Here is a 25922-nt window from a genome sequence, read left to right on the forward strand (position 1 = left end):
TTAAAACGGATTCAATGTATAGCCTTGTTGCTGTAACTGGGCGTGGGCTGTCATCGCTGAAAGCGCCATTTTCACCCCAGGTATAAGCTGATCTGCTGCTACCTTCATATGCATTGCCGACTGCCCGCATAAATATACCTGCGTGTTATTAGCAAGCAGCTGTTTAATTAAAGATTCGGTTTTGTTATCAACATCAAATCGTGCTTTATACACGCTGTTTTGAAGTACATCAACGCTGGCTCCACCGTGTACCACCAGCGCAAGCTGAATATTTTCTGGTTTTACGCCGTGAGCCACATGCATATTAATAAATCGCGCTAACGAATTAATATGATTATTTTGCACGCCCTTTTCAGCGCCTTTACCTACATCAAAAGCTATCTTGAACTGTGCTTGGTTTAAATCAGACACATGCTCGGGCACATTATAAAAATAACCATAGTCTTTAATAACAGGCGCAGGCTCTGCAGCAAGAGTACTAAAGCTAGCCAAAAGTAAGCTTGAGCCAATAAGTAACGTTTTCATACATCATCCTTTTTACTTTTTGTTTAGCCTAACGCTATTTAACGTGATTAACTAGCCTGAACATGTGAATGTGCTTTGAAAGTCATTCCTAAATAATTAAAGGTATGTTTAAACATATCGATAAATGCGTCTGGCGCAGAGGGAGATGCAGCATTAGACAACAGTGAAAACTGTTTTTGACGTAAAGTTCTAAGCTTCGGTTTTAACGCCTCATCATCCATGTAATCTGTGATCCTATCTATAAATGCTTTCATTTTTGGCGTGGTGTTATACCAGTACACAGGCGATGCGAACACCCAATGTTCGTAACGAAGTAACACTTCAAACAAATTATAAAAATCATCATTGTGATACTGCTTATCGTAGCGATAAGGTGAAATAACATAATCATCTAAGCAAAAAATAATGCTGCTTTGTTGCTTACTATAGGCATTAACTTGCGCGGTAGTGTTGCCATTTTTACGTCCACTTGAATATATGATTGCGATATTGTGTGCTGATTTTTCTTGCATTGGGCTAGCTCCTTTTCTTATGATAGAGCAAAGCTTAAAACCTCAAGTTAAGTTCAGGTCAATAAGAAATAATTTAATTTTTAAAAGGAATTAAAGTGATGGCGGTACAAAAAAAGCTTACTGAAGCCAACTTAACGGTTGGGTTTGTCGCTAAACGCAGTGGCGTTAAGGTATCTACACTGCACTTTTACGAAAATAAAGGGCTAATACGCAGTTGGCGAAACAGTGGCAATCAACGGCGTTTTAAACCAGATGTACTAAGGCGAGTAGCAGTTATAAAAGCAGCACAAGCGATGGGGATCACGCTCGAAGAAATTAAACAAACTCTGGCAACGTTACCAGAGCAGCGTACACCAACACAAAAAGACTGGTCTGCACTCTCAAAACAATGGCAAAAGAAACTTGATGAGCGTATTGCTTATATGCAACGTTTACGTGAACGGGTTGATGGCTGTATTGGCTGTGGGTGTTTATCAATGAGTAAGTGCCCTATTTATAACAAAGACGACCACTTAGGTGAAACCCAAAGTGGTGCCATTTTGTTAGAGCGAGATTAAGGCTTATAAAACCTTAATCTAGACCATTTAAGCCTTCTCGGGCAGCGCGATATAATGCCCCTAGAGTTGAGTCAAATACCGATTTAATAAAACTGTAAGTCAGCTCTACGGCTTTACTAATAACTTTGCCAGCAAACACTAGCATGTGGCCGAGTAAACCTAAGGTTTGCGTTGCAAATGAGGCTGACGCTTTGGCTATTTTATCAAGCGTTCGCGCGAGCATATCGTAAAAAGTTAAGCCTGTACCTATGGCTGCTTGTGCCGCAACAGCACTGTAGTAACCCGAATCTTTTAATAAGGTAACTAACGCAGCGCCCAGTTTATCTGCCCAGTGTGAACTAAATGAAGCTTGGTTTCTGTCTTCAAACTTTAAGCGTACTGGCGTGCTTAAAAAGTGGTTTGCTTTTACAGTTAAATTGCCCCAATCATTACTGTTTGCAGTATTAACATAGCCTGGCGTACCACTTAACTTGTGTGCTGCGCCTTTAAGGCCCTGACCATTATCAAGACGAATTTCTTGGCCATTGTAGGGCGCATGTGAAAATGGCCACAAAGGCACTTTTGTAACCGGATCAGCACCGTGTGTACAGCGGTATATTTTATCAATACGAGAAGTAGCAGCGCGTGAAAAGTTATCAAGCCCCACTCTTGGCGAGCCAAATGTATATAATTTAACGGGTAACGAATACTCTGCTTTTATCCAATCAGCAGAAAGCGTAGCCAGTGCCCCACCTAAACTGTGGCCAACAATATGAACACAGCCGGTTATTTTGTCTCGAATGTTAGCCGCGACGAATTCTTGTAGTGCAGGTTTCATACTATAAAAGGTTTTATTAAACCCAGCATGTACCATACTGCCGTTAGAGCCACCGCTTAACCCAAAATGTGCATCTGTTAGGCCATCTCTAAGAGAAGCCGTCCCACGAATAGTGATTACTGAATCACCTTGAAATGAATTTTTACCGTGTGCAACAAGGCCAAACCCAGTACTTAAACCAAATAAATGAGAGAAAAACCCGCCTGACACACCTTGTATGGATCTATTATTGATAGAAAAATCAAACTGATCTCGCAAGGATGCATGCAATAGCCCATTTAATAGTTTTGTATTTTTTAATTCTTTAGCATCATAAGCAAGTGAAGCTAATTGGACTGCCTGAGTAGGTGTTAACGTATTCATTTTAAATCCTTTTATTGGTTTTAAACGTTAGAGCTTGCAGGTGGTAAAAACTGCAAATGTATGCTGCTTATTATCTTTAGCAGCTATATCAAATGTTTCTGGCTCATTTGCGATATCACAAACCAAATTACTTAAGTATTTGGTTAGCGTATCTTTATGCTCATAAGGAAATAGCCTAACAGCCCAAATAGTAACTTCCTTTGCATTCTCATCTAATGTGTATATGTGTTGTATAACAGATTCGTTGTCGAACATGTTTGATGGCTTTGATGTTTTGATAACTTTTTTAGGGAAAGAGAAACGACCATCACTACTTGTTGTTACTTCATCAATATATTCATCGCCATAATTTAGTCTACGAAATACCTTTTTACCAGCAACAGGTTGCTCGTCAAAAAGCAAACGCCCTTCAACTGGAGCTGATAACACAAAATCTTCCTTACTAAAAAAACCAAACATATTTGCAAAAACCTGTGTTGTAGTAAATAAAATTAGAATAGCCACAACTACAATGAGTAATGGCAACTTAAACCGCTCCATCAAAAATATAATCTCCAATAAATCAAATGCATGCACCATATACCGTAAAGAAGTTCTCTGGCGCTTCTTCTATAGGTATGTCGTATGTTTGTGGGTCTTTGGCAATATCACACTCTAAGTCAGCGAGTAAGCTTTTTAGGGTATCACTCCCATCGTGCATAGACACGGTTATGTACCAAAGAACAACGCCCTCAGGCGTACCATTTTCTAAATAAACATGTTGAACCAGTGATTCATTATCAAACATGTTTGCAGGCTTACTCGTTTTTATAGATTTTTCTGTGAAGGTAAAAAAACCATTATCATCGGTTATTGCTTCATCTTTATATTCATCACCATAAGTAAGCGCACGTACAACCTTAGCATTTGCAACAGGCTGCCCTTTATCTAATAATTGCCCCTTCATCGGAGCCGATAAAACAAAATCCTGCTTATTAAAAAAACCAAATATATCTGCATAAGCCTGTGTTGTAGTAAAAATAATAGCAATAGATATAATTACCAAAATGTGAGCTTTAAAACGTGATAACAAAATATACAAGCTCCCAACTATTAAACTCAAAATACACGTGTCGTATTGCTATTTAATGACGTTTTAAACTCTTAACTATCAGCGTTAATGACATTGCCATTTCAACTAAAATTTATTCTAATTGGGTACAAAGCGCACTGCAAGCATTTAGAGCAAAAAACAAGCAATAAATCTTTCCCTAAAAAAACACTTCATAAACCAGCTTACATATAATGCTAAACCCAAGTCCCATCATTAATATATAGCCATATAAAATAGCAATAGCGCCACCCGATGCATCCCCTATTTTGTCTATTTCAATACATGAAGAGCACACTATAAAAAAAATAAAAAAGTTAGCAATTAAGCCTAATATATAAGCTTCGCCAAATAGTGGGGAAATACCGACTAATATAGCGCTTAGCATAATAAGTATGCCTGAAAGCGCCTCCTTTAAAGAAAACTTGTACTCAATAATTTTGAGCACTAAGGTCACGACCATTAATGCTAAAAAATAAACCGTAGGCTTAAACTGGCTATACAAATAATCCACACTAAACATTTGGCTAATCGTCAATGAGGGCTCTTTAGCTGGGCTTAAATCTTCTGTTATCGCGCTTGAAGCGTCATCGGTAAAAAAATACGCAGCCGCAACAATTATTAACTTTATTATTCCAAAAAAGATAAAACTGGCGACCATAAAGCCTATTGAATCATCTCTGGTCAATCGCTTGTTTGCCTTACTTTCTACAATTTTAGCTAGCAATACACCCAACAAGCACACACTACCTAAATAAAGCAGCGCGACCCAAAACTGATCAAGGTAAAAAACCGATAAGCCAGGGGCGATAAATAAAAACATTGAATCTTCATTATCTAACGAGTTTTTTGGCTCAACGCTATATTTTGACTGTTTAAAAAGTGCTAAATAAACAAATAATGGCTGTAAAAACAGCATTAAAATGCAGGTGTTTATAAGAGTCATTTATCATCCTTGATTACAGCCAACACACTACGCCGAGAGTATTGGCAATTTCGAAACTAATTAAAGGTTTATTTTTTGCAGGTAGGTTTTAAGCTTTAATAAGCCCGACTCAAGCTCAAACTTTTGTATTTTAGGGTTTTTAAACTTAAACCCGTTTGATATGTGAGTATTAATCATCGTCGCCATGCCTTCAAAACCCGCAGGCGCAGTTGCGACTAAATCGCTCAATAATGGTTGAATAAGCTCTTGATGCTCTTCAATTTTAGTTGGATCCTCGTAAATATCGTATACAAGGTTGGTTAATGTGTGTTGGTGTTGTTGTTCCATAATAATTCTATAGCGCCTTAACTTTGGCGTTTATAGCTCCTTTTTGTATTTGTTTTTATTCAATGATTTATTCTTAATCAAAATTTCTTTTTTAGCTAACTCTAACAAATCAACAGCTCGTTCTTTATCATAAGCTAAAGGGCTGTGGTCAATAACATATTGTGCATGCTCATTTACTGCAAGCCAATTCTGCTGCGATTCATATAAGTTTGCTAACTTAAAGTGCGCAGCCGCAACTAACGAATTTGGCAATTCTGCATCTAATGCTAAAAATTCTTTGTAAAGGGAAATAGCATAATTAATATCTTGCTCCACAAACATACCACTGCCATATAACCAAGCTAAAGTTGAATAAGCTTTTGGCTCTTTTGCCGCAACCCGCTTTTTGGCCTCCTCTAATAATCGAGTTCCATCTCCATTATGGAGGCTTAGTGTAACCAGTGCCTTCCAGTATCCCATTTCATAAGCTTTTTCACACCACTCTTCAAGATACTCAGGCGCGTTAATTAAGCTTTTATGGCACTGCTCTGCGGCAGCTAATACAGTCAAATCTGGAGCATTTATATCTATTGAATTATCCCATCGAGGGCCAGCGGCATTACTAATTAAGTTAAAAGTAAACAGTGAACTAATTAATAAATACTTTGTCACATGACTTCCAAGTGAAAAGCTATATACGCGTGAAAAACTCACAAATTACTTTCTTTCAAGGATGTTTCAGCCTCATCTCGCCATCTCTGTGCAAGCTCCCTACGACCCTCTCTTTTTGCATTATCAATTACATATTGAGTATGAGTTATTACTTCATCCCACATACTCAGCTTTCTATAAATTGTGGCTAACTCAAAATGTGTAGAAGTTTTAAGTGTAATTGCTTGGTTATTTTCTTGTTCTAGATAAAGCTTATATAAGCGTGAAGCTTCACTTAAATCTTTTTTAACTAAACGGCCGCTCTGGTATAACCAAGCTAATGTGTTAATAGCATTAGCTTCACCTTGTTCAATTCGAGTATTTAATTCATTCAAATAACGAGAACCATCCCCAGTATACATACCAATATAATACAAGGACTCTAAGTGACCCATTTCGTAAGCTTTTTCACACCATTCTTCCAATTTGTTAGGTGCATGCATATAGCTTTTTTCGCATTGCTTAGCTGCAGTTTCAACGGTTAAGTTCGGATCATTAATATCAATATTCGGAAACATAGATGCTTTAACATCCGTAAAAGTAAAAAAACTAATTGCTAACACAAGTGTCACTAGTGGTTTTACCATTGGAATGATCCATCATTATTAATACGCTTTTCTGGAAGGTGGACTTGAAATGATTTAACCGTACTTTCATACGGAAAGCCCTCTTTGTAAAAGTATTGTCCTTTCAAAGTCTCTTGTTGGCTAGACATCCCCTTACACGGCCTGTCGCTGTAACAAGATAAGCCACCAATAAAATCAATAAAACGAACATTTTGAATACCGTGCTCTTTAATTAAAGAATCAATACCTATTTGATACTTTAAATTCTTAACTGCGTGCCATCGACTCATAAAAGCAACAATTTTATTCTGCTTAGATCTCTTGAGGATTGTAGCTAAATTGTGAGCCCAAAGATCGTTTCTAAATGTATGCGCGTCAAAACATTCTCCAGTCACGGCTTTTGTCGATGGGCATACACTATCCATTACTTCCATGGTTTCTACAGAAACATCCAATGCAACTATCTTCATTCCTGCATTGCGAGCCGCCTTTACCAGCTCACCATAGGCTTGAGGAGTAAAATCACCATGTGTCCAATATTTATCAAAATATTGCTGTATTATGTTAAAGCCTTTACCTGTTCGTTGATAAAGTTCAATTTTTTCCTGCATCGAGCTAGGCAGCATTTCTATAGCAAAATGTGTAAAACCCGCAGCCTTTAACTGCCTAATAGCTTTTATAGCCTCATATTTATAGCCAGCAGCACTATGGCTCGATTCGCCTAGCATAACTAAACGCGCATTACCGGCCATTGTTCTGTAATTTACATCCATGTTTATTTTATTCATTTTATTTCCATATAAGCTTATTTAACTTTTATAATTACTGGATAGCACTATTCACACCAACCTACGTTAGTGCTTACTTTTTCCACATTACTTTTATTTTCAGTTAGCCATGTATCAATAACTAATGAAGGTTTAAATTCAGAGCCTGTGCCTGGCCAATAGTATGTTCCCTTTTCATCTAAACAAAGTGCTACATAAATTGAAGCAGAGTTAAAAACAATATCTTCACCTTTCTCCACAAACATCTCATAGCTTAGCTTTTTATGAGATTTACCTTTGTATGTTGCTAGCACTTCAGCAGAGTAAACGTGTTTTTCAGATTCATCCTCATCCTGGAAAATTTCAACATTTGTGATTTTGACTTTAGCCAAATAATGCACATTTTTAATTGCTTCTTTAAAGCCTTTCAATTCCAAAAGTTCAGCACTTTTGGCATAAACAATATGAGTTGAAGCAAATAAAACAAAAAGAATGACAAGTATTTTTTTTATCATGCTTCACTCCCAGCAACAGATGCTTTTTGAGTATAAATAGGTAAACTTGCTGATGAAGGGTCAAAATTAGCAGGCACTACAAAATCATCCCACAATTCTTTTTTATACTTTGCAACATTAACACTGTTACTTTGATTACCTCCAAGCATATATAAGTAATTTCCATCAGCACTTTGACCTACGACAAAAGCAACATGACCTCCTCCCTTTCGAGATTTGATGCCTATAGCACCGAAAACTGGCTTAGCAAGAGGCTTGCCAAAACTCGCCCATTCTTTTGCTCTAAAAGCATTTTTAACAGGCTCCATATTATTCTGCAGCATAACCCAAGCAACAAAAGAGCCGCACCATGCATTTTGACCACCGCTATCATCACTACCCCAGAATTTTGATGCTTTAAAGTATTCCAAAATTTGTGGATTTGCTTTTATACCCGGAATTTCAGCCTCACCAACCTCTGCGATAGCCGTTTTCATCCAAAATGCATTTGATGCAGGCATTTTTAGTGCAGTAGTTACACTGCTAATTGCAGCCTGACTTATTAATTTTTCATTGATTTTTCGATGAGTACGTCCATTAGGATCTATTTTCCCATCAGGACGAACCATGTTTAATACTTTACTTTGAAATAATTTAATGGCGGCAATCGTTTTTGAGCTCTCTGGGCGAGGGTTTAAGCGACCATCCACAATTAAAGCCTGTGTAGGCGGGATAAGTTTTAGTAATTTATTCAACGCGGTTTGTACAGTCTTCACATCGTTTAAACTATTAGTGCCGCCCAATCCAACAGATTGAGTTATTCTTATTGATGACATTTTTAAATCCTTTTTAATATTATTTTTTTACGTGATTGAGTATCTCTAGCATCCACTCATCAAAGCCATTTCATATTTTATTGATAAGACAAGGCCTGACTCCACTAGTTTTCTTTTGGCTTAAAATTACAAGTTCAGATTTAACTAATTTACAAAAACATTCACTCCAATTATTGCATTTTAAATCACTTTAAAATTAATGACCTACAATAAAATCTCTCTAAAAAATTTTAAAAGATGTAATTTAACTACATCATCAGTTATCTGGATAGATTGTGGCCTAGATGAGAGGATATATGAGCTTCTGGCTTTATTTCTAATATTAAAGCCTCCTTTTTCATAGGTGCCTGCATTTGAGCTACGACTAATTAGAATTTCTTCATTTTTAAAGACTTTGGAAACCGCGTGTTGATTTTTTGGTAAACCACCATCTGTTGGTTTTTTCCAGAAGCCGTTGACGATAGTATTTTCAAGCCATTCAACAGCATCGATTGGAATTTCAATTTGATTTTCTAATATATCAAGCTTATTTATCGAGTAAATATAGATAATTATATGCTCTTTACTTAAATACAGATCAAAAAAGTCATTGCCACTTTTATTTTGTGGTATCAACTTCACATGCTTATATTTAAGTCTTTCTTTTTCTGTGTTTACTAAACTAAACTGTTTCATATTAATCCGGTAACTAGCTATGTTTTAATGGTATTTCTAATATTTTTTTCTGTGCTATCAACTCTTTCACTGACACTGGGCTATGCTGAATCTCAAGAGTTTCAAGTGCACCAGGTTTACCTTGTTTCGACTTCATTTCAGTTAAACCATCCCCTGTGAAGACTTCCCAAGCACCGATCTCAGATAAGATCACCTGCCTAGTTAAAAACTCATCTGCTTGACCAGAATCTGAGAAGTGCTCAACAGCAAAGGCTTGAGCTCTATCCTCTTTAAAACTTTCAGTCCAATGTAATCCCCTATCGGAAAGATGTGTATTGAAGTCAGACCAATGCTTTCTAAATTTCTCAGAATATTCCGGCGTCATAACTTTATCAACTAGATGTGGATCTAGTTCACCTGCGAACTCAATTTTTAACTTTTCTTTTATATTTGAAAAAGTAGGTACAAAAACATCAGAACCATTCTGTTCGTGATCTTCTCCTCTGTCTATAACATATAAAACATAATCTTGGTTGGGATCATAATTGGTGCCAAACACATCAGCAATTATTTTAGGATCACTATCAGCATATTCTATTTGATCAAAAGTACTCATCCAGAGAGGATGGCGGCCTGAAGACTCTCGTAAATGACCAACAGGCCCTTCATTCAATTCAGGTATAATTACTTCCTTAGTTTCATTATTTTTAGGAGCTGTGGAAAACCTAACAACGAACCTATCCGTTGGAGGTTGCCCCGATGATGCCATTGAACGCAATTCATCATCTGAGTATTTAGGAACATAACCGCCATTATCATCAATTCTCTGTTTCGCCAGCTCTAACTTATCAAGAACATCTGCTAAAGAACTAGGACCCTCTATAGAATACTCAGGCTTGGCATCATTTACTTTTTTAATAAGCTTATGAGAGCTATCTTCTATTAAACTATTTTTAATTTCTTTTGGAGTTAATTGCCCGTCATAAGCAGCTTGTAATAACTGCTCTGAAAGTTCAGGTGTAATACCCCCTAATTGAGTACTGTTATTCAACGCCTCTTTCAGTGAGACTTCACCTTCTTTACACATCAACCCAAACGGATCCACCCAATTAACTGGGTTCGGTGCATATTGATAATGGTTGATTCCACCTATTAAACCAATTGGGTCTTGGTTTATAAATCTTTGTTGTTTGGGGCTGTAGTAGCGATAGCGGTTGTAATGTAGGCCACTCTCTTCATCTAAATACTGACCCTGAAAACGAATTGGCTGAGTGAAAGTGTTTTCTTTATTATTGCCAGACTCGGCTTCTGGTTCTTCATAACCATACACATCGGCTTGGTTTTCCCATACCACTTCTGCCTTGTAATTTGTCACAAAACGTGGGGTGTTGAGCTGGTCTAGGTGGTAGTAGTACACCTCGCCTTTTTTAATCAATGCTATTGGGTGAAATTGATTTGGTAGGGTGATATACCAGGTATATTCACCCTGTTGGTATTCGCCAATTAGCTGGTCGTTATCCCAAATGTAGTCAATTTTTCCCTGCTCGGTGTGCTTGGCGATACGACGCCCCAGTGAGTCGTAGTCGTATTGAGTAAGCGTACCGTTGTTATTAAAACAACTTAGCTGATTAAATGCGTTATATTCACGGCGGGTTTTTATGCCTTTACCGGTTTCGCGTATTTGGTTACCAAATTCATCATAATGAAAGTCGCTGTCCCCAAAGTGGGTTAAACGGTCTGCATCAGTGATGCCTGTGATAACATCATCATTATCACTTAAATCATTGGCTGCGGTTGCTGCATTTGAATCGTTATATTCACTATGAATTACATTACATGTGCTTTCTGACTGACTGCTTTCAATCTTATTACTGGCGTAACTAGCATCGCTCTCATCATTGTGCTGAGTAGCTTGTTGTTCGGCTAATTCGTTATTTTGAATTTTTGATTGGCTAACTGGGTTACCAAAACTATCCCACTGGTATTGGGTAGTTTTTGTGTTTTCACTACAGGCTAGATTTTGCTGAATTAACTGGCCAAGGCTGTTGTACTCAAAATTAATGTTATGGCTGCTAACGCCTTGCTCTTTACGCGAAATCAGTTGGTTTACGCTGTCGTAATTGTACGTACAGATATCAAAAAGCGCTTGCGCAGGATGGGTTAACTGCTGCTGTGTTAAGCGGTTAAATACATCAAATTGTTGGGTAAGGGTTACATCATTACCAAACTTTTGCGTTTGAATATTGCCTTGACTGTCATAGCTAAGCGCTGAAAGTTCAACAGCCGTGCTATTGGCTTGCTGTAAGTGAATAGCACTTAGCTGGCCAAATTTATTGTAGCTATATTTAAGCGTACTTGAATCTGGCAAGGTCAGTGATTGCCTTCTGCCGTAGTCGTCGTAACTGTACTTTAAGGTGTGCGCTTGTTGCTGATTATGTACTTGCTCAGCACACAGTAACCGCCCGCCTTTATCAAACTGCTGCTTTAAGGTTGATTGTGCATTGTGCGCACGAGTAATTTTACCTTGCAGGTTATAGTTGTAGTAATTGGCATTATTAACGATGTGAGTATCGGTTGCCAAACTTGCATGCTGCGCAATCACGCGCCCTAGTTTATCGCGCTCTATTTTCACATGGCGTTTATCACTTTGTGTGACCGAGGTTAAGCGATTGCAGGCATCGTATTTATATTGCTGTAGCGTGCCATCAAATCCAGTTACTTGCGTTGGGTTTTCGTTAGCGTCATAATTTATGCGGTATACATGGCCGTCGCTGCGCTCAATGGCGGTTAAGTTACGCTCTTTATCGTAAGTTAAATGCAGTGCACTGCCATCGGGCTGAATAACACAATGTGGCTGGCTTAGCCCTTCAAAGTGTTGCTCGGTAGTATCACCCTTACTGTTTTGCGAGCTAATTAACCGCCCTGCATCATCGTAACTAAAGTGTTGATGCTGTTTGTTTTCAGGGTCTTTTTCGTCAAAGGCAATAGTTTGCGCAAGCTGGCCATGCTCATTGTATTTATATTGAGTCAGCAAACCAGCGTTATTAATGGTGGCATTTACACGGCCTAAACTGTCGTAACTATAACGAATAAGCTCATCATTATGGTGCTTGGCTAAAAGCTCGCCTTGCTCGTTCCATACAAATTTAGTGACTTGACCATCTTTATTTATGTGTTGGGTTAGCTGGCCAAATTTGTCATAGCTGTAAAGTACGGTGCGACCGTCGCCAAAGGTTTCACTTTGCAGCAAACCCGCCACGCTGTATTTACGTGTTACTGTTTGGCCGTCAGGCAAAGTGGTTAATACACGCTGACCCAATTGGTTGTAAGCAAATTTTGTGACACTGCCATCTGGCTGGGTTATTGATTCTAACTGACCATAAGGGGTATAGCTGTATTTTATTTCACTACTATCTGGCTTTATTTCCGTTATTTTTTGGCCTTGTGCGTTATAGCCGTATTGCCACACATTACCATTTGGATCGGTGTGCTTAACTAACTTACCTTGCGCGTTATGTACAAAGTGCTCTTTATGACCACGCGAATCTATACAGGTTGTTTCACCAGCGTCTAAATTATATTCAAACTGATACGTATAGGTGTTGTTATCGCCCCACTGTTTTATACACTTAGCACTTGATGAGTAACTGTCCCATTCAAAATGATGGCTAAAACCACTGGCACGGGTACGCTTTGTTAATAAATTAGCGGCGTTATAGCCATAATGCTCTGTTTCACCTTGTTGATTGGTCGCGCGAACGAGGTTTTTGTTTTCATCATAATCATATTGCGCAAGTAACGGCGTTAGTAATACTGGCTTATTGTTATCGCCAGTACGGTAAGCCGAAATGTTTGCCAGCAACCCTTGCGGGTTATATTTTAAAATACAGCCACGCGCTTTATTTACCTCAACGCGATGCAAGCGCTCTTTCGCATCGTAATAAAAGCCAATACTTTGGCCTTTTTCGTTAATAACTTTTTCGAGCAACCATGAGTTTTCGCCAGCTTTAAACGTAAGATGCTGATCATCCGGCGTTACCAATACTTGCTTACCATTAGTTTGGTAATGCAACGCCAAATTACTGCTTAATTGATAGCTCGATTGCCCCGGTTTTACTTTTTCAAAACGATGTTTAGCGCCATGCTCATCTTGGTATTCTAACCAGTAGGTGCCTTTTTGTTTTGGGCCTACTTTAGGTGGCGGTAAATAGTGCTCAGTTAACTGCACCATAAAGTCATGTCGCCAACCATTCCCCATTACACTGCATACATCTGCATGCGATGAACGGTATAGGCGTCGCCAAATTAATTGTTTGCTGCCTGCTAAGGTAAAGTCAATAAGCGGCAGTATTTCTTCACCTGAGAGCATAGAAACTGGATCAGAGCGGCATTCTTGTTTAGTGATTGGTTCTTCACTTGGGGTGTTATTACTTGCACCGCCACTGTTTTTAGCCGGCGCTTGAGAGGCACTTTTACCTGAGGCTGTTGAACTGCTCTTACTACTTGGCTTTTTACCTGCTGCGCCGCTATTGGTGTTATCACTTACCTGAATGGCCGACTTAGCTTTTTGGTGATAACAACTAATTTTATCTGCAACCAAAGCTTGGGTTAATACACTCGCGGTTTCACGGGCTGACGCACCGCGCGAACAGCTCACTCCTGCAAGGTTAAGTAAGTTAATAACGTCTAAACGTTTAGCGGCGTCGCTAGTAAGCGCGCTACCTACTTGCGCAATTTGATTTTTGGCACTTTCCGGCGTGTTAGCTGCTACAGCAACAAAGCCCGACGGCGCAGAACCTTTACCTGCGACGAGGCAAATTGGGTAACTTATTCCCTGTAAAACAACGGTATTACTTTGCATTAGCTGTGTACTTCCTCACTTATCCATAAGTATGATGCTGCACCTTGATGCTTAGCTTGCTCCTGTGAAAGCATTAATGCATAACTAAAATGCTCAACAATTGCAGGGCTTGTAGTTAATTGGTACAAATTAACCAACCCTTCTAGTGCGCCTATTTTCCCTAATTTATAATTGGGTAGTTCGTAATATGTGTGCTCATCAATTAAGCTAGTAAGTAGCTGTAAATTGTTTAGCCAACTATCATCATCTACCCCATTTCCTGGTGCAAAAATTAGATCTATCTTATTCTCTGTTTGTTCAGCTAATCGCGTAAGCATACCTGCTAGCTGATTATGTTTGCTAAAATCAATAGATGCTGCAATTTCATGGCTTATCTGCGACCACCCACAAGGCACCATTTCAACTACAGCCAACGCACCACCTACACCTTGATATACAAACTGCTGCTGTTTATTTGCTTTAAAGGTTGCATCTAAAGCAATTACATTAAATTTTTGCCATTTTTTTTCACCGGCCAAAGCTATAGCTGAGTGTGCACCTGTTGATCCATGAAAAATCAGCTCGTTGCTATGATCGGGGTATAACTGTTGTAAGCTCTGAGTTAATAACTGTTTTAGCTCATCTTGAAATGATAACGCTGGAAGTAACCAAATCATCGGCAATGTGCTGTCTGTGACTTCTGCCATTAATTCTTTAGATTTAATTATGCAATCGTAAACACAGGCATCCCAAGACTGCCATTGCTGTTCATTAAAAACAGCACTGTTATCGTCAAATAATAATGCATCTACGCTGCTAATATTTGGGGCAGAAAAGCATACCATCTCTATTGAAAATGCACTCATGATACCACCTCGTCCTGAGCTTTATTGGCAGCGAGGTGTTGATAATAGCGATATAAGTTAAACACCCCTTGGCTATAGCTATCCATGGCTGATAAATAAATGGCATTAGGCACTTCATCAAGAGGGTGTCCTGCAATCAATCGTAAACTCGACATGGCGGTTTCATATTTAGGCCAGTTATGTTTTAACTGCTGCTGAAAATTTATTAACGCGCTTTCATCGCCTTGCCAAGCAAGTCGTTGAATATCGTACTCAACTAGCTGATCGAGTTTATCACCTAACATGCGCCTTATTAGCGCAATAATTAACGCGGGTTGCTCTACCTGTTGTAATAAAGAATTGGCTAAAACAATCAGTTTTACAAAACCGCTTTGTAATAAAATATGCAATGTTTGATCAACCGATAAGGTATTACTGGCATGATTGCTTAAGCTATTTACTTGCTCAAAATTTAATGACAACAAAAATAACGACATTAAGGGTGATAGATGGGCTTGCTCACTTAATGCATCAAAAATAGCCGTTAATATCTGTCTATCGTGGTGCTGCGCAAGGCTGGTAACTTGATTTATAGTGACCAGGGTTTGCGGGGAAGTTTCATCATCAGCACTGTAAGCAAAAAACAAGGTGTTTAAATTTAATAGCCGAATTAAGTTAAAGCTATGCTGTTGAATAACCACCTTATTTATAATGATTTTAAAAAAAGCACTCAGCGTAGGCTGATTAAGCAGTTCATTTATAAATATAATATTTTTATTTTGTGGCAGGTTTGCCATGACTTCAATACATGCTTGCGCAACTAATTCATCGTTTTTAGTGTTAGTTATTATTTCGACTAGTTGCTCAGTGGTGGGCAATTCAAAGTTATTTTTTTGATTATTGTTTTTTGCGTTTACCCAGCAGCTTTCTAATAGGGTTTTTCTTAAATAGCGAACATGACCTACACACGTAAACGGGCACAATTGAGCGTTACTAATTTGTAGTAATTGTGCTTGATGATCACTTAAATAGGTCGCTAGCAAAGTTAACCACCAATTAAAACGGTAGGGTTGCCCACAACGATTTTTCCGCCGTGGCCACTATCATCGCCCATTCTGGCCGCGGGTTTGCCATTAATTTTAACGCTCCCCGAGCCTGTTTTTACGCTATCTGGCGGGCCAATACACACTATCATGTCGCCTTTACGCGCCGCGGGCATGCCACCTATTAACACATTGCCAGAGCCGGCAACTATAGGTCCACCCACATGTGGCACTTTAGCGGTCACTTTAGGGCATACATGCATATGACCAATTGTAGCAGCGGGTTTACCCATTTTGACTCCTTGTCGTATCTTTGCTTGTTTATGAAATACTATTCATACAGTGGAATAACTAGTAGCTTGTTAGTCGTCACTAATAGCGAAATTTCTTCAATTAGCTCATCTTTACTGTGATCAGCAAGTGCAACAGTACTTTGAGTTGCATATTGATATAAATTTGAAATTACATTTTCACTATTAAGTGAATCACTTAAATGAATAAAAAACTGCTGTGCATAATAGCCATTCATAGCTTTTAAATGACTTAAAGCAGGGCTTAATAATGGATCATCTGGCCTATTTATTGGTAAACACACTAAATGCGGTAAACCGTAACGGCAGTAAACAACGTGCCCGTTATTTGCAATGCCGTTTCTAAACCCTGATTGAAAGTTATTGACTATTTCCATCATTAATTTAACTTAATTACACCAGCAGATAAGGTAATGGCACTGCCATCTACTTTTACATTACTGCCTTTAATATCAATGTTTGTACCTTCAATAGTGATATTGCCACTACTGCTCATTTTAATTTGCGCAGAGCCTGTTTTTATCACTATTTCGTCACCCGCTTCAATATTAAGTGTTTTACCTACTTTTAAGGTGTCGTTTTCACCCATTTCGGCAATACGGTTTTTTGTAACGTTAAGATTGTCGTTATTAAGAATTTCAACATTACGATCGTTATCTATTTTTTCGTTTTGATCGTTTTTAACGTAAAGCTGTTTATCTTTTTCGGCTTGCATATACACAAGCTCGCTGCCTTTTTTATCCTCAAAGCGCAGCTCATTGAAATTATCTGCTCCACCTTCTTTAGTTGAGCGAGTTTTAATACCGCTTTGCGTTTTTTCGCCCGGTAAAGCGTACGGAGGCATTAAGTCTGCGTTATAAACAGCACCGCTTATAATAGGTTGATCTGGGTCGCCATTAATAAAATCAACCAAAACTTCTTGTCCTACGCGAGGGAAGAAAAATGCGCCCCACTTTTTGCCGGCCCAGTTTTGTGCAACTCGGATCCAACATGAACTTTTAGAATCTTTTTTACCTTCACGATCCCAATCAAATTGCACCTTTACGCGGCCATATTGGTCAATCATAATTTCATCGGCGCTATCACCCGTTACTATGGCTGTTTGTACGCCATTGATAACCGGTTTCTTTTTGCTCACTTGCGCTCTGTATGGAATGTCTTTTGGCACACATTCAAAGTGGTTAGAATACACTTCATCACTTGATGATTGTAAAGCGCCTGATTGGTTTGGTACTACAATCGAAGTCATCATCGAGGTAATAGCAAAGGTTTTACCTTCAAGGCGTGGGTCTTCATGTTTTTTGAAACTAAACAGTTTACCAACAGAAAATGAGCGGCAGTCACTACGCCCGCTTGAGAGCTTCATATCTCTTTGTAGTGACTCTAATTGTACAGATGCCAAATTAGCTGCGCGAGGATGACACTCTGCTTCTGCTGTATATTCAAAAATTTCTGATACCGATTGCGTAGGTAACTCGGCATTTGCTTGCTCTGCATCAGGGTAACGCGACGGCTGTTTAAAATCGTAGCCTAAACGCTTAAAACTGCCTGGCGCTAAGCTTAATCCGCCTTGCCAACGCGAAACATGAGATTCGCTTAAATGGCCAGTTGAATGAACAACTTTAGCCTCACCACATGTTTCATAGGCAGTGATATCATCTGCCAAAACTAATGTATGGTTGCTTTTTGTATGCTCAAAGAAGTAAAAAATACCTTCGCTTTGCAATAAGCGTTGGATAAAGTCAAAATCTGACTCTTGATATTGCACACAGTATTCGTATTTGGGGTAGGTTTTACTGGTTTTATCTGAAAAAGCCACATTGTGTTGGCCAAACAAATCAGCAAATATATCTTTTATTGTTTTCTTTTGGAAAATGCGGCTGTTCTTGCGATTACGCATAGAAGCGGCAAAAGGCACAATGGTAGCTTGATAATCAATGTAATTTTTTTGTTCGTCAACGTCTGCAGTGCGGCTGCCGTTAGAAACAAGCTGACTCACAATACCGTGATAATAACGCTCTCCCCCACCTTCGGCATTTTTTACCTTTATCGATACCGGTTTGCCAACCAGATCTTCATGTGCGATTTGTTGGCCTATGGTGTACATATTGGCCGACATAACAAATAAATCTGACATGGCTTCTTGTGCAACGAAGCGCGTTAAATAAAGGGCGTCTTTACCAACAGGGGTACTAATTTGAATTACGTTTTTATCTTGTGTTGCTTTTTGCATTCCTTGCTTTTCCCATCCTGAAGATCAAAAAAAGCTCTGAGCATAAGCCCAGAGCTACAATCGGGTAACAAATATTACATTTGTTGACCTTTAACACCGCTGTAACCATATACTAGTGGTGCAGTGATGTTGTTTTGATCGTCAGTAGGTGTAACAGTCATCATCATTTCAGTGTAGCTGATAGTGATTGTTTCAATTGGACGGTCGTTTTGAACAGATACTGAGTAGCTAGAGATCATGGCATCTGTAAGTTCGATTTTCATGATTTCTTCAACTTTATCACCTTGTTTAGTGATATGAAAAACAGCAGGTAGACCTTTACCAATAGTTGCTTCTTTGAAAAGATCCGGAGATGCTTTATCTTGAAGTTTAGTAATAGTCACGTCGCCTAGACGAGTAGAGCTAGATTCACGATCCATCGCTGTACCAGTCGCTGAGCTAATTTCACGGCTAACGTTCCAATCTAAAGATAAAACTGTAATTAAATCTTTGAAAGACTCGGCAGTAGTTTCGCCTTTGATTGAACCGTATTTTAAATATGTATTTGCTTGCATTTGATAATGCTCCTTTTTATTAAACAATATTATCCATTATGTGGATTCGTTTACTTTGGTTACCCAAAATTCCTTGAAATCATTATCTCTAAAACAGCAATGAAAAGGTCTTCAGAATTCCTTTCCCTAGATGAAGACAATGTCTCAAAAATTCCATGTTTCTATATAAGACACACGAATTATAAAGCGCTAAAACTAAAGAAACAACCTTAAAAACAGGTTATTTTAAATTAACTTTAGTTAATTCGACATCAAACTCATTATCCTTAATTAACAATGAGATAGATGTTACTTTTTCACCTTCAACCATGCTCGAAAGCAAAATTTCAGACAATAGTGGTAGTACTTTATTCTGTAATATAGTGTGAATATTTCTTGCACCCGATCCGGCATTTTGACAATTAGCAATAATGTATTCAATCACGTCATCTTGATAAGTTAACTGCGCATCATAATGCTTTTTAACACGCTTAATTATTTTATTAATTTGCAGCGCTGCAATTTGGGTAAGAATTTCATCACTTAATGGAATATAAGGAATAACATTAATTCGCCCTAAAAATGCGGGCTTAAATGCGCCTAATAAATCATCTTGTAATGCTTTTAATAAGCCTTTAATACTCGGCTTACTTTCTTCATCTTCAAATAAACTCATTGTGGTATCAGTACCCACATTTGAGGTCATAATAATGATGGTGTTTTTAAAATCGATATCGCGACCTTCACCGTCTTTAATAGTGCCTTTATCGAATACTTGATAAAAAATATCTTGCACGCCTGGATGTGCTTTTTCCATTTCATCAAGTAACACCACACTGTATGGTTTTCTTCTTACTGCTTCGGTTAAAATACCGCCTTCGCCGTAACCAACATAGCCTGGAGGTGAGCCAAGTAGTAATGACACTTTATGCTCTTCTTTAAACTCAGACATGTTAATTACTGTTACGTTATCTTCGCTGCCATACACTTCTTGTGCTAGTGAAAGTGCGGTCTCTGTTTTACCCACACCGCTTGGGCCTGCCAACATAAATATACCATTAGGACGGCTCTCATCTGCAAGTTGAGCACGGGAGGTTTGTACCACTTTAGCCATAAGTTCAAGCGCATGATCTTGGCCAACTACACGTTGTTTCATTTGCTCAGCTAAATTTAAAATGCCATGAATTTCATCTTCATGCATTTTACCAACAGGAATACCAGTCCAATCAGAAATAACCTGTGCAATCAACTCTTCATCAACTTGCCAATGCACCATATTATGCTCATACGAGGCTAACTTAAGCTTGCTTTCTTTTAACTGCTCAAGTACTTCAGCAGAAGAGTCAGCATCGTTGGTGTTAATCGATTCTAGCGCTTGGTTTAACTCGGCAACTATATCCTTCTCAACATTGAACTGCTCATTTAATGGTTCCAGTTGCTGTTCAATCTCAACTAGTTCAGATTTAAGCGTTGATAATTGTTCACTGTGATCTAAACCAGTTTTTTGCTCACGATTTAGCATTAAAACTTGCGCTTCAATTTCACTAAGCCTGTTAATTAACTGCTCAATCGCATTAGGTGTCGATGCTTGACTCATAGCAACACGAGCACATGCCGTATCTAACAATGCAACGGCTTTATCAGGAAGTTGTCTCGCAGTAATGTATCTGTGCGATAGATGCACTGCACTTTCAAGTGCTTGCTCTGAAATAAACACTTTATGATGTTTTTCCATCACAGGAACTAAACCACGTAGCATAGCAACCGCTTTTTCTGGTGTTGGCTCTTCAACTTTAACCACTTGGAAGCGACGTGTTAGTGCAGCATCTTTTTCAAAAAACTTTTTATATTCAGCCCACGTTGTTGCTGCAATAGTGCGTAACTCCCCTCTTGCTAGAGCAGGCTTAAGTAAGTTGGCAGCATCATTTTGACCCGCTTGTCCGCCACTACCAATCATAGTGTGAGCTTCATCTATAAAAAGAATCACAGGATCAACAGCGTTTTTAACTTCATTAATTAGCGACTTCAAACGATTTTCAAATTCACCTTTCATGCCCGCACCCGCTTGCAGCAAAGCCAAATCTAGGCTGTGCAACTTAACGTTTTGTAATACTGCAGGTACGTCTTTTTGAGCGATTCTAAGGGCAAGACCTTCAACGACAGCGGTTTTACCTACACCCGCTTCACCCGTTAATATTGGATTGTTTTGACGACGTCTAGTTAAAATATCTACCATCTGACGTATTTCGAAATCACGACCTAAAATTGGGTCTATTTTTCCCGCTTTTGCTTGAGCGGTTAAATCTACGGTAAATTGATCTAAGCTTGGTGTTTTAGATGAACCATTTGCAGGTGCTTTAGCACTTGCAGTGGTAGTATTACGTTCTTGCGATTGGGCAACAATTTCAGGCCATGCATGTAGTAGTTGTCCAGGTTCTATATTATTGAAAAGCTTGCTACAACGCGTTACTAAACTAGACAAGGTATCGTCTTTTGTAAGCGTGTAAATAACGTAAGCACTACGAATTTGCTCATCGGTAAATTCTATACTGGTGCTTAACCATGACTGTCTAAGTAAAGTAGTAACATGCACCGACAGACTAGGAGACGAATCACTACCTGTTTTAAATGACTCTAATGATTGATTTAAATCTTGCTTAACCTGATCAATATCAATGTCGAAGGCACTGAATATGAGTCTAACATCGTCAAGTTGCTGCTCAATCATAGCTAACAACCAATGCTCTAACTCGACCGTAAAATGGCTGCGGCTATTACAAATTGCGACCGCTGCTTCTAAGCTTTTTCTACAATCTGGGCTTAGTTTCTCAACTAATTTATTTAATGTCATCGTTGACATACACAGTTCCTTTTAATTTTAATTATCCTTTAAACGATAACTTAGTAGGGTTAAATTTAGGGGTGTTTTTACTCGCCATTAAAAAGCTATTTGCGCCAAGTTGGCATTCACTTTTTGACAGCTGCACCGCATCAAGTTGTTGAAAATCTGACTCAATAACAAGTCGAAATGAAATAGCATTGCCGGCATAGTCTTTGACAATTTTTTTAGCTAATTCAAATAACTTGCCTTTAGGTAACAAGGATTTTGCTTTATCAAAATCGCGGGTACTGATATGGATCTCGATATTAGAAGAAATATCCCATATCTTTTTACCAATTACCGTATCAACACCTAAGCGGGCATGTTGTCCCTCATAAAGGCGTTCACTTGCTAAACATGTTTGCTCTTGTGGCTTCAAATCGTGCCACTTACCTATCATTTGTTTAATGACAACATCACAGCCAAGATATGAGCTCAGTACACTTTTTAAGTCAAAAGCATTGCGAATTTTTCGGCTATAAAGGCCTGAAAAGTGCAACTGATGTTCATCATAACCGCCGCTTAAAAGCCCTAATATTTGCGTGTATGGGTCTTTGTTTTTATCTTTATTTACATGATTTAAACACGGTTTATATTTTTTCCACGCTCGATAATATAAAGACACCAAACGGTGATTAAACATGTCGTAAAAGTCGCGCATAGTTGTATCTTTATAGCGAAGACGCTGCATCACTAGTTCGCTATAAAATTGAGGCAAAGCGCCCGAGCAGCCCGTTAGTCCCATAAAAGAGATCTGCATGTTGACTTTATGTAAGCCATCCTCAAAGCTTGCTTGTTCTAATTTTGTGATAGCGTTACCTGGGTAACCAAATTTTTGAGTTGCGGTAAACTTAATTAACTCTTGCTTTGGACTACTGTCATACCCTACGTAGCGATACTCCAAGCCATGCTTTTTCAGCTGGTTTTCTATAATGAAAACTGCTTTATAAAAGTCAACTTGTGACGCTTGAGAAATAATATGTTGGATCATATTAACGGGCTTTCCCCAACTCGCGCAGGCCATTGGTAATACACTTGCTCTTGTTCTTTTAGCCTTAAACTAACGCGAGTAAAGCTATTAATTGCTGCAAATTGCGCAAAGAAATGATCGAGGATAGAGGCAAAGAAAAACATGCCACTACCTGAAAAGTCATCATTGGCGAAGGTAATTTCAATTTCACTTCCCGTTGCAAAGCTTACTCGCCCTTTTTGCACAACACGAGCCGTTGCGGGTTCTACAACCACACGGTAAATATTATCAATAAGGCCTTTTGTTTGCGGAGATGCTCTAAAGTCATAAAGGCGTAGCACTTCTTTAAGCTTATTACATGCATCATCTCCACTAAACGCGTCGAGCGTTAAATGATTAACTAATTGCCAACGAGTTGCATCGGCTAATATCGGTCTAACTGCATGAGTAAATGGAATTAAACATCTAATTTTTTTAATTACATCGCCGCGCTCTGGCATTAATAAGCCTAGCTCATCGTCTCCAAAAGGCATGCTCGCAGGGAGGTTTCGATTACTGCAATTAGCACGTACGGTTAGGACCGTGTTCCCTTCAGCATAATCCATAGCGCTATTTTCAAATCGTGCATCTACCAATGATAGAAACGATTCGGTGCCTGACTCAACATAACCCCCTGCCCATGAGGCAGTTTCTCTGCGGATATGCCAAAACAAATCATCGTGGCCTTGGTATCGTGGATGCGTTTGTCCATAAAACGGACAAACTATTTGTTTATTTCCCTTATGGTCAAAGGCAATTACTTCTGAAATACCAATTACTTCTGAAATCTCAGAGTCCATATAACGCGGCGTTAATTGGTATTCGTATTCGCTCAGCTCAGGGCGAATAGGTTCTAATTCTTGTTCAAACATATTAATTATGGGCGTACACCCCATCAAGAACATGTCTTTGTCTACTTGCTTTTCAAGCTCTGAAGATTCAGCATCAAGATAAATATACACTGTGCATTTATTAGAATTTTTAGGCAACGATGAGTAAATATTTTCAAGTTCAAAAAAACGAAACTTTTCAGGAAAGGTAAAGTTTTCGACGAGTAAGCGATAGCCGGCACTTGATCGCTGCGAATACGGTACAACCGCTTCATTTGCATCAAAGCCAACCGCTTTAAGTTGAGTTTTAGAAAGGTACTTTATACCCTCATCACCATTATCAAAAGCAATGCCAATAGCGTGCTTAAACAATAATTCATACACTTTAAGCGTATGATGCCATTGGCCATTTATAAATAATCGTAATTTTTCCAGCCCAGTTTCAGCCAGTGATACACCCGGGTATTCACCGGTTAGCTCAAGTTTGAAAATTGACTTTGCTTTCTCATGCCAACGTGGTTTTGGTGCCACAAAAGGACTGTTATCAAATTGCGCACTGGTAATTTCAACAGGCCATAAATAAGTTTCATAACAGGTTTGAAACTTACATTGCTTCATTGACTCAACATTGGTTTCAACTTCACTGCCTCTTGGAATGACCACGCCCGTGGTGGACAGGTTTTCAGCCTCTAATTTAACCACCGACATTGAAGGAATAGGCGCTTGATAGTCAGGTAACATTTGCCCTAATAAAGCATCAGTAAGCTCAGGAAAGCTATCATCTAACTTTTGCCTAATATTAGCCGTTAAAAATGCGAACGATTCAATTAATCTAGATACATGAGGGTCTTCAATATGATCATCGCTTAGCTTTAATCGCCCTGCAACTTTAGGGTATTTTTCAGAGAAGTCTTTACCCATATGACGAACAAACGCCAATTCACGATTGTAATATTTTAATAATTCATCGTTCATAAAGAAGCCTCAATAATCTTCATCCCTAAGTTCACAGGCTCAACTTCAGAGTCAAAGCTAATAAACTCAGGCTCTGGATCTGCATATAGTAAAGCGTTTATTCGCAAGTTTAATACTCTATTTACGGGTACTTCATCGTCAGTAAATACCTCAACTTCAATGAACCGAGGCTCAAATTTCAAAATTGTATTTCTAACGGTTTCACATAGCAGTGCCCGCCCTTCGTGAGAGCTCACCGACATACTCGAAAAGTCAGGTAAGCCATACGATAAGCAGGATGTTGCTAACTCTGCATACTGTGCAGGCCACGTGTGCCATTGAATTCGCGCATTAAGCAACGCTTCTATGTCTCTACGCACATTTTTTCTAAGCTCACTAATGCTGATCCCCTCAGTACGAGATGGGGCATCCTGAAAGTCTGGTTCATCGTCAATGAGCCTATCTAAAATGGATGCTTGAAGCTGCTGCTTATGCTCTATCATAATTATTTACTATGCTTACTCAGCGGTTTCTAGGGCGTTTATTTTAAGGTTTGGAACAGTGATGGCTTCATCATTGACAAACAACATTTTCATTCCTTTGCCTACAATAAATTCATCTTGCAGCTCTTCCCAATCAGATACTTGGCCTAGCTTTTCTAGATCTGTATTTGAGTTTGCGTAAACCAGTGGCAAGTGAGCGGTACCCGATGGACCGTCTTTAATGGTAATTTCAACGCGTAACCAAATACCCTCTAATAATGACGTTACAGGTTCTACCTTTAATGTTTCAATTTCATTAAAGTTTGCCAGGTAAAATTCGCCATTCGTGCCTAGCACTTCTAAATAAGGACTTAAGCTATCATCTAAATCTCGAATTGCTGATTGCTCGTCTTCAACACTCTCCAAACGAAGCGCTTCCATTTGTTGTGCAAGACTGGCAGCTTCAGATGTTTCACCTTCAAGCAAAGCAACATGCATTTTTAAAAACAAGGTATCTAGCTCGTTGGCTTCATGAAAAAGTTTAGGAATACCTTTACCTTGGTAAAAATCTACACGCGATTGTTGGGCACGAATTAAATGCCTAAGGTTAACTGCACCTACAGCAAACTCAGGGTTCTTTTGCACCATAAAGTCGAGTTGTTTGTCTGCTTTTTCAAGCTCGCCATTAATGCAAAGTAATTCAGAATAAATACTTCTAATGTCAAAATTTAAAGGCTCATCTTGCAACTCGGTAGCGCAGCATAATAAAGCATCAGCAAGTTTTCCCTCGCGAATTAAACTGTGTATTTTTTTCATG

At 38.8% G+C, this 25922-nt stretch carries 26 protein-coding genes; 1 reads left to right on the plus strand and 25 read right to left on the minus strand.

Annotation, left to right across the window (positions count from 1 at the left end):
- Both BW139_RS03800 and BW139_RS03805 read right to left on the minus strand, forming a co-directional pair.
- Positions 1 to 525, minus strand: coding sequence for a DsrE family protein (locus BW139_RS03800; RefSeq protein WP_076918743.1), 525 nt, complete (start codon positions 523 to 525; stop codon positions 1 to 3).
- 47 nt (positions 526 to 572) lie between these two features.
- A complete protein-coding gene (locus BW139_RS03805; RefSeq protein WP_076918744.1) occupies positions 573 to 1037 on the minus strand; it encodes a flavodoxin family protein in 465 nt (154 codons plus the stop codon).
- 98 nt (positions 1038 to 1135) lie between these two features.
- On the opposite strand from BW139_RS03805, the gene soxR reads away from it, so the two are divergent.
- The gene (soxR, locus tag BW139_RS03810) at positions 1136 to 1594 is read left to right on the plus strand and encodes a redox-sensitive transcriptional activator SoxR (protein WP_010389335.1); all 459 of its coding nucleotides are present in this window, start codon (positions 1136 to 1138) and stop codon (positions 1592 to 1594) included.
- 13 nt (positions 1595 to 1607) lie between these two features.
- Here soxR and BW139_RS03815 read toward each other — a convergent pair whose 3' ends face one another.
- The 23 genes from BW139_RS03815 to BW139_RS03925 form a co-directional block, all read right to left on the minus strand.
- Positions 1608 to 2774, minus strand: a complete 1167-nt coding sequence (locus BW139_RS03815) for a lipase family protein (protein WP_076918745.1) — start codon at positions 2772 to 2774, stop codon at positions 1608 to 1610.
- Positions 2775 to 2801: 27 nt separating this feature from the next.
- A complete protein-coding gene (locus BW139_RS03820) occupies positions 2802 to 3299 on the minus strand; it encodes a DUF6795 domain-containing protein (protein ID WP_306295544.1) in 498 nt (165 codons plus the stop codon).
- 37 nt (positions 3300 to 3336) lie between these two features.
- Positions 3337 to 3846, minus strand: coding sequence for a DUF6795 domain-containing protein (locus BW139_RS03825; RefSeq protein ID WP_083708643.1), 510 nt, complete (start codon positions 3844 to 3846; stop codon positions 3337 to 3339).
- Positions 3847 to 4024: 178 nt separating this feature from the next.
- Positions 4025 to 4810: a hypothetical protein gene (locus tag BW139_RS03830; protein WP_076918746.1), complete on the minus strand. Its 786-nt coding sequence runs from the start codon at positions 4808 to 4810 to the stop codon at positions 4025 to 4027.
- 60 nt (positions 4811 to 4870) lie between these two features.
- Positions 4871 to 5137, minus strand: a complete 267-nt coding sequence (locus tag BW139_RS03835; RefSeq protein ID WP_054201377.1) for a hypothetical protein — start codon at positions 5135 to 5137, stop codon at positions 4871 to 4873.
- Between the two features lie 30 nt (positions 5138 to 5167).
- On the minus strand, positions 5168 to 5830 hold the full coding sequence (locus BW139_RS03840; protein WP_076918747.1) for a hypothetical protein: 663 nt from the start codon (positions 5828 to 5830) through the stop codon (positions 5168 to 5170).
- Positions 5827 to 6414 (minus strand): sel1 repeat family protein, encoded by a 588-nt coding sequence (locus BW139_RS03845; protein ID WP_076918748.1) that lies wholly within the window; start codon positions 6412 to 6414, stop codon positions 5827 to 5829. The genes BW139_RS03840 and BW139_RS03845 overlap by 4 nt, the downstream gene beginning before the upstream one ends.
- Positions 6408 to 7181, minus strand: coding sequence for a ChaN family lipoprotein (locus tag BW139_RS03850; protein WP_076918749.1), 774 nt, complete (start codon positions 7179 to 7181; stop codon positions 6408 to 6410). Before BW139_RS03850 ends, BW139_RS03845 begins: the two co-directional genes overlap by 7 nt.
- 47 nt (positions 7182 to 7228) lie before the next feature.
- Complete coding sequence (locus BW139_RS03855; protein WP_076918750.1) at positions 7229 to 7675, minus strand: hypothetical protein; 447 nt, start codon at positions 7673 to 7675, stop codon at positions 7229 to 7231.
- Positions 7672 to 8490, minus strand: coding sequence for a TIGR02594 family protein (locus tag BW139_RS03860; protein WP_076918751.1), 819 nt, complete (start codon positions 8488 to 8490; stop codon positions 7672 to 7674). The genes BW139_RS03855 and BW139_RS03860 overlap by 4 nt, the downstream gene beginning before the upstream one ends.
- A gap of 204 nt (positions 8491 to 8694) precedes the next feature.
- Positions 8695 to 9165, minus strand: coding sequence for a hypothetical protein (locus BW139_RS03865; protein WP_076918752.1), 471 nt, complete (start codon positions 9163 to 9165; stop codon positions 8695 to 8697).
- 13 nt (positions 9166 to 9178) lie between these two features.
- On the minus strand, positions 9179 to 14005 hold the full coding sequence (locus BW139_RS03870; protein WP_254844944.1) for an RHS repeat-associated core domain-containing protein: 4827 nt from the start codon (positions 14003 to 14005) through the stop codon (positions 9179 to 9181).
- Entirely contained in the window at positions 14005 to 14850 is an 846-nt protein-coding gene (locus tag BW139_RS03875) for a hypothetical protein (protein WP_076918753.1), read from the minus strand. Before BW139_RS03875 ends, BW139_RS03870 begins: the two co-directional genes overlap by 1 nt.
- Positions 14847 to 15872, minus strand: a complete 1026-nt coding sequence (locus BW139_RS03880; RefSeq protein WP_076918754.1) for a hypothetical protein — start codon at positions 15870 to 15872, stop codon at positions 14847 to 14849. Before BW139_RS03880 ends, BW139_RS03875 begins: the two co-directional genes overlap by 4 nt.
- 2 nt (positions 15873 to 15874) lie before the next feature.
- The gene (locus BW139_RS03885) at positions 15875 to 16165 is read right to left on the minus strand and encodes a PAAR domain-containing protein (protein WP_010389361.1); all 291 of its coding nucleotides are present in this window, start codon (positions 16163 to 16165) and stop codon (positions 15875 to 15877) included.
- 38 nt (positions 16166 to 16203) lie between these two features.
- Positions 16204 to 16563 carry a hypothetical protein gene (locus BW139_RS03890; RefSeq protein WP_054201386.1) on the minus strand — a complete coding sequence of 120 codons (360 nt, stop codon included), beginning with the start codon at positions 16561 to 16563 and terminating at the stop codon, positions 16204 to 16206.
- Entirely contained in the window at positions 16563 to 18416 is a 1854-nt protein-coding gene (gene tssI, locus BW139_RS03895; RefSeq protein ID WP_075170036.1) for a type VI secretion system tip protein TssI/VgrG, read from the minus strand. The genes BW139_RS03890 and tssI overlap by 1 nt, the downstream gene beginning before the upstream one ends.
- A gap of 74 nt (positions 18417 to 18490) precedes the next feature.
- Positions 18491 to 18970 carry a type VI secretion system tube protein Hcp gene (locus BW139_RS03900; RefSeq protein WP_010389365.1) on the minus strand — a complete coding sequence of 160 codons (480 nt, stop codon included), beginning with the start codon at positions 18968 to 18970 and terminating at the stop codon, positions 18491 to 18493.
- A 220-nt stretch (positions 18971 to 19190) separates the two neighbouring features.
- Positions 19191 to 21809, minus strand: a complete 2619-nt coding sequence (gene tssH, locus BW139_RS03905; RefSeq protein ID WP_076918755.1) for a type VI secretion system ATPase TssH — start codon at positions 21807 to 21809, stop codon at positions 19191 to 19193.
- 22 nt (positions 21810 to 21831) lie between these two features.
- Complete coding sequence (gene tssG, locus BW139_RS03910) at positions 21832 to 22821, minus strand: type VI secretion system baseplate subunit TssG (RefSeq protein ID WP_076918756.1); 990 nt, start codon at positions 22819 to 22821, stop codon at positions 21832 to 21834.
- The gene (gene tssF, locus BW139_RS03915) at positions 22818 to 24644 is read right to left on the minus strand and encodes a type VI secretion system baseplate subunit TssF (RefSeq protein ID WP_076918757.1); all 1827 of its coding nucleotides are present in this window, start codon (positions 24642 to 24644) and stop codon (positions 22818 to 22820) included. Before tssF ends, tssG begins: the two co-directional genes overlap by 4 nt.
- Positions 24641 to 25126, minus strand: coding sequence for a type VI secretion system baseplate subunit TssE (tssE, locus tag BW139_RS03920; RefSeq protein WP_010389371.1), 486 nt, complete (start codon positions 25124 to 25126; stop codon positions 24641 to 24643). The genes tssF and tssE overlap by 4 nt, the downstream gene beginning before the upstream one ends.
- 15 nt (positions 25127 to 25141) lie before the next feature.
- Positions 25142 to 25921, minus strand: a complete 780-nt coding sequence (locus BW139_RS03925; protein WP_010389372.1) for a type VI secretion system accessory protein TagJ — start codon at positions 25919 to 25921, stop codon at positions 25142 to 25144.
- Position 25922: the final 1 nt, after the last annotated feature.

It is taken from the genome of Pseudoalteromonas sp. SK18, from assembly GCF_001974855.1.
Taxonomy (GTDB): domain Bacteria; phylum Pseudomonadota; class Gammaproteobacteria; order Enterobacterales; family Alteromonadaceae; genus Pseudoalteromonas.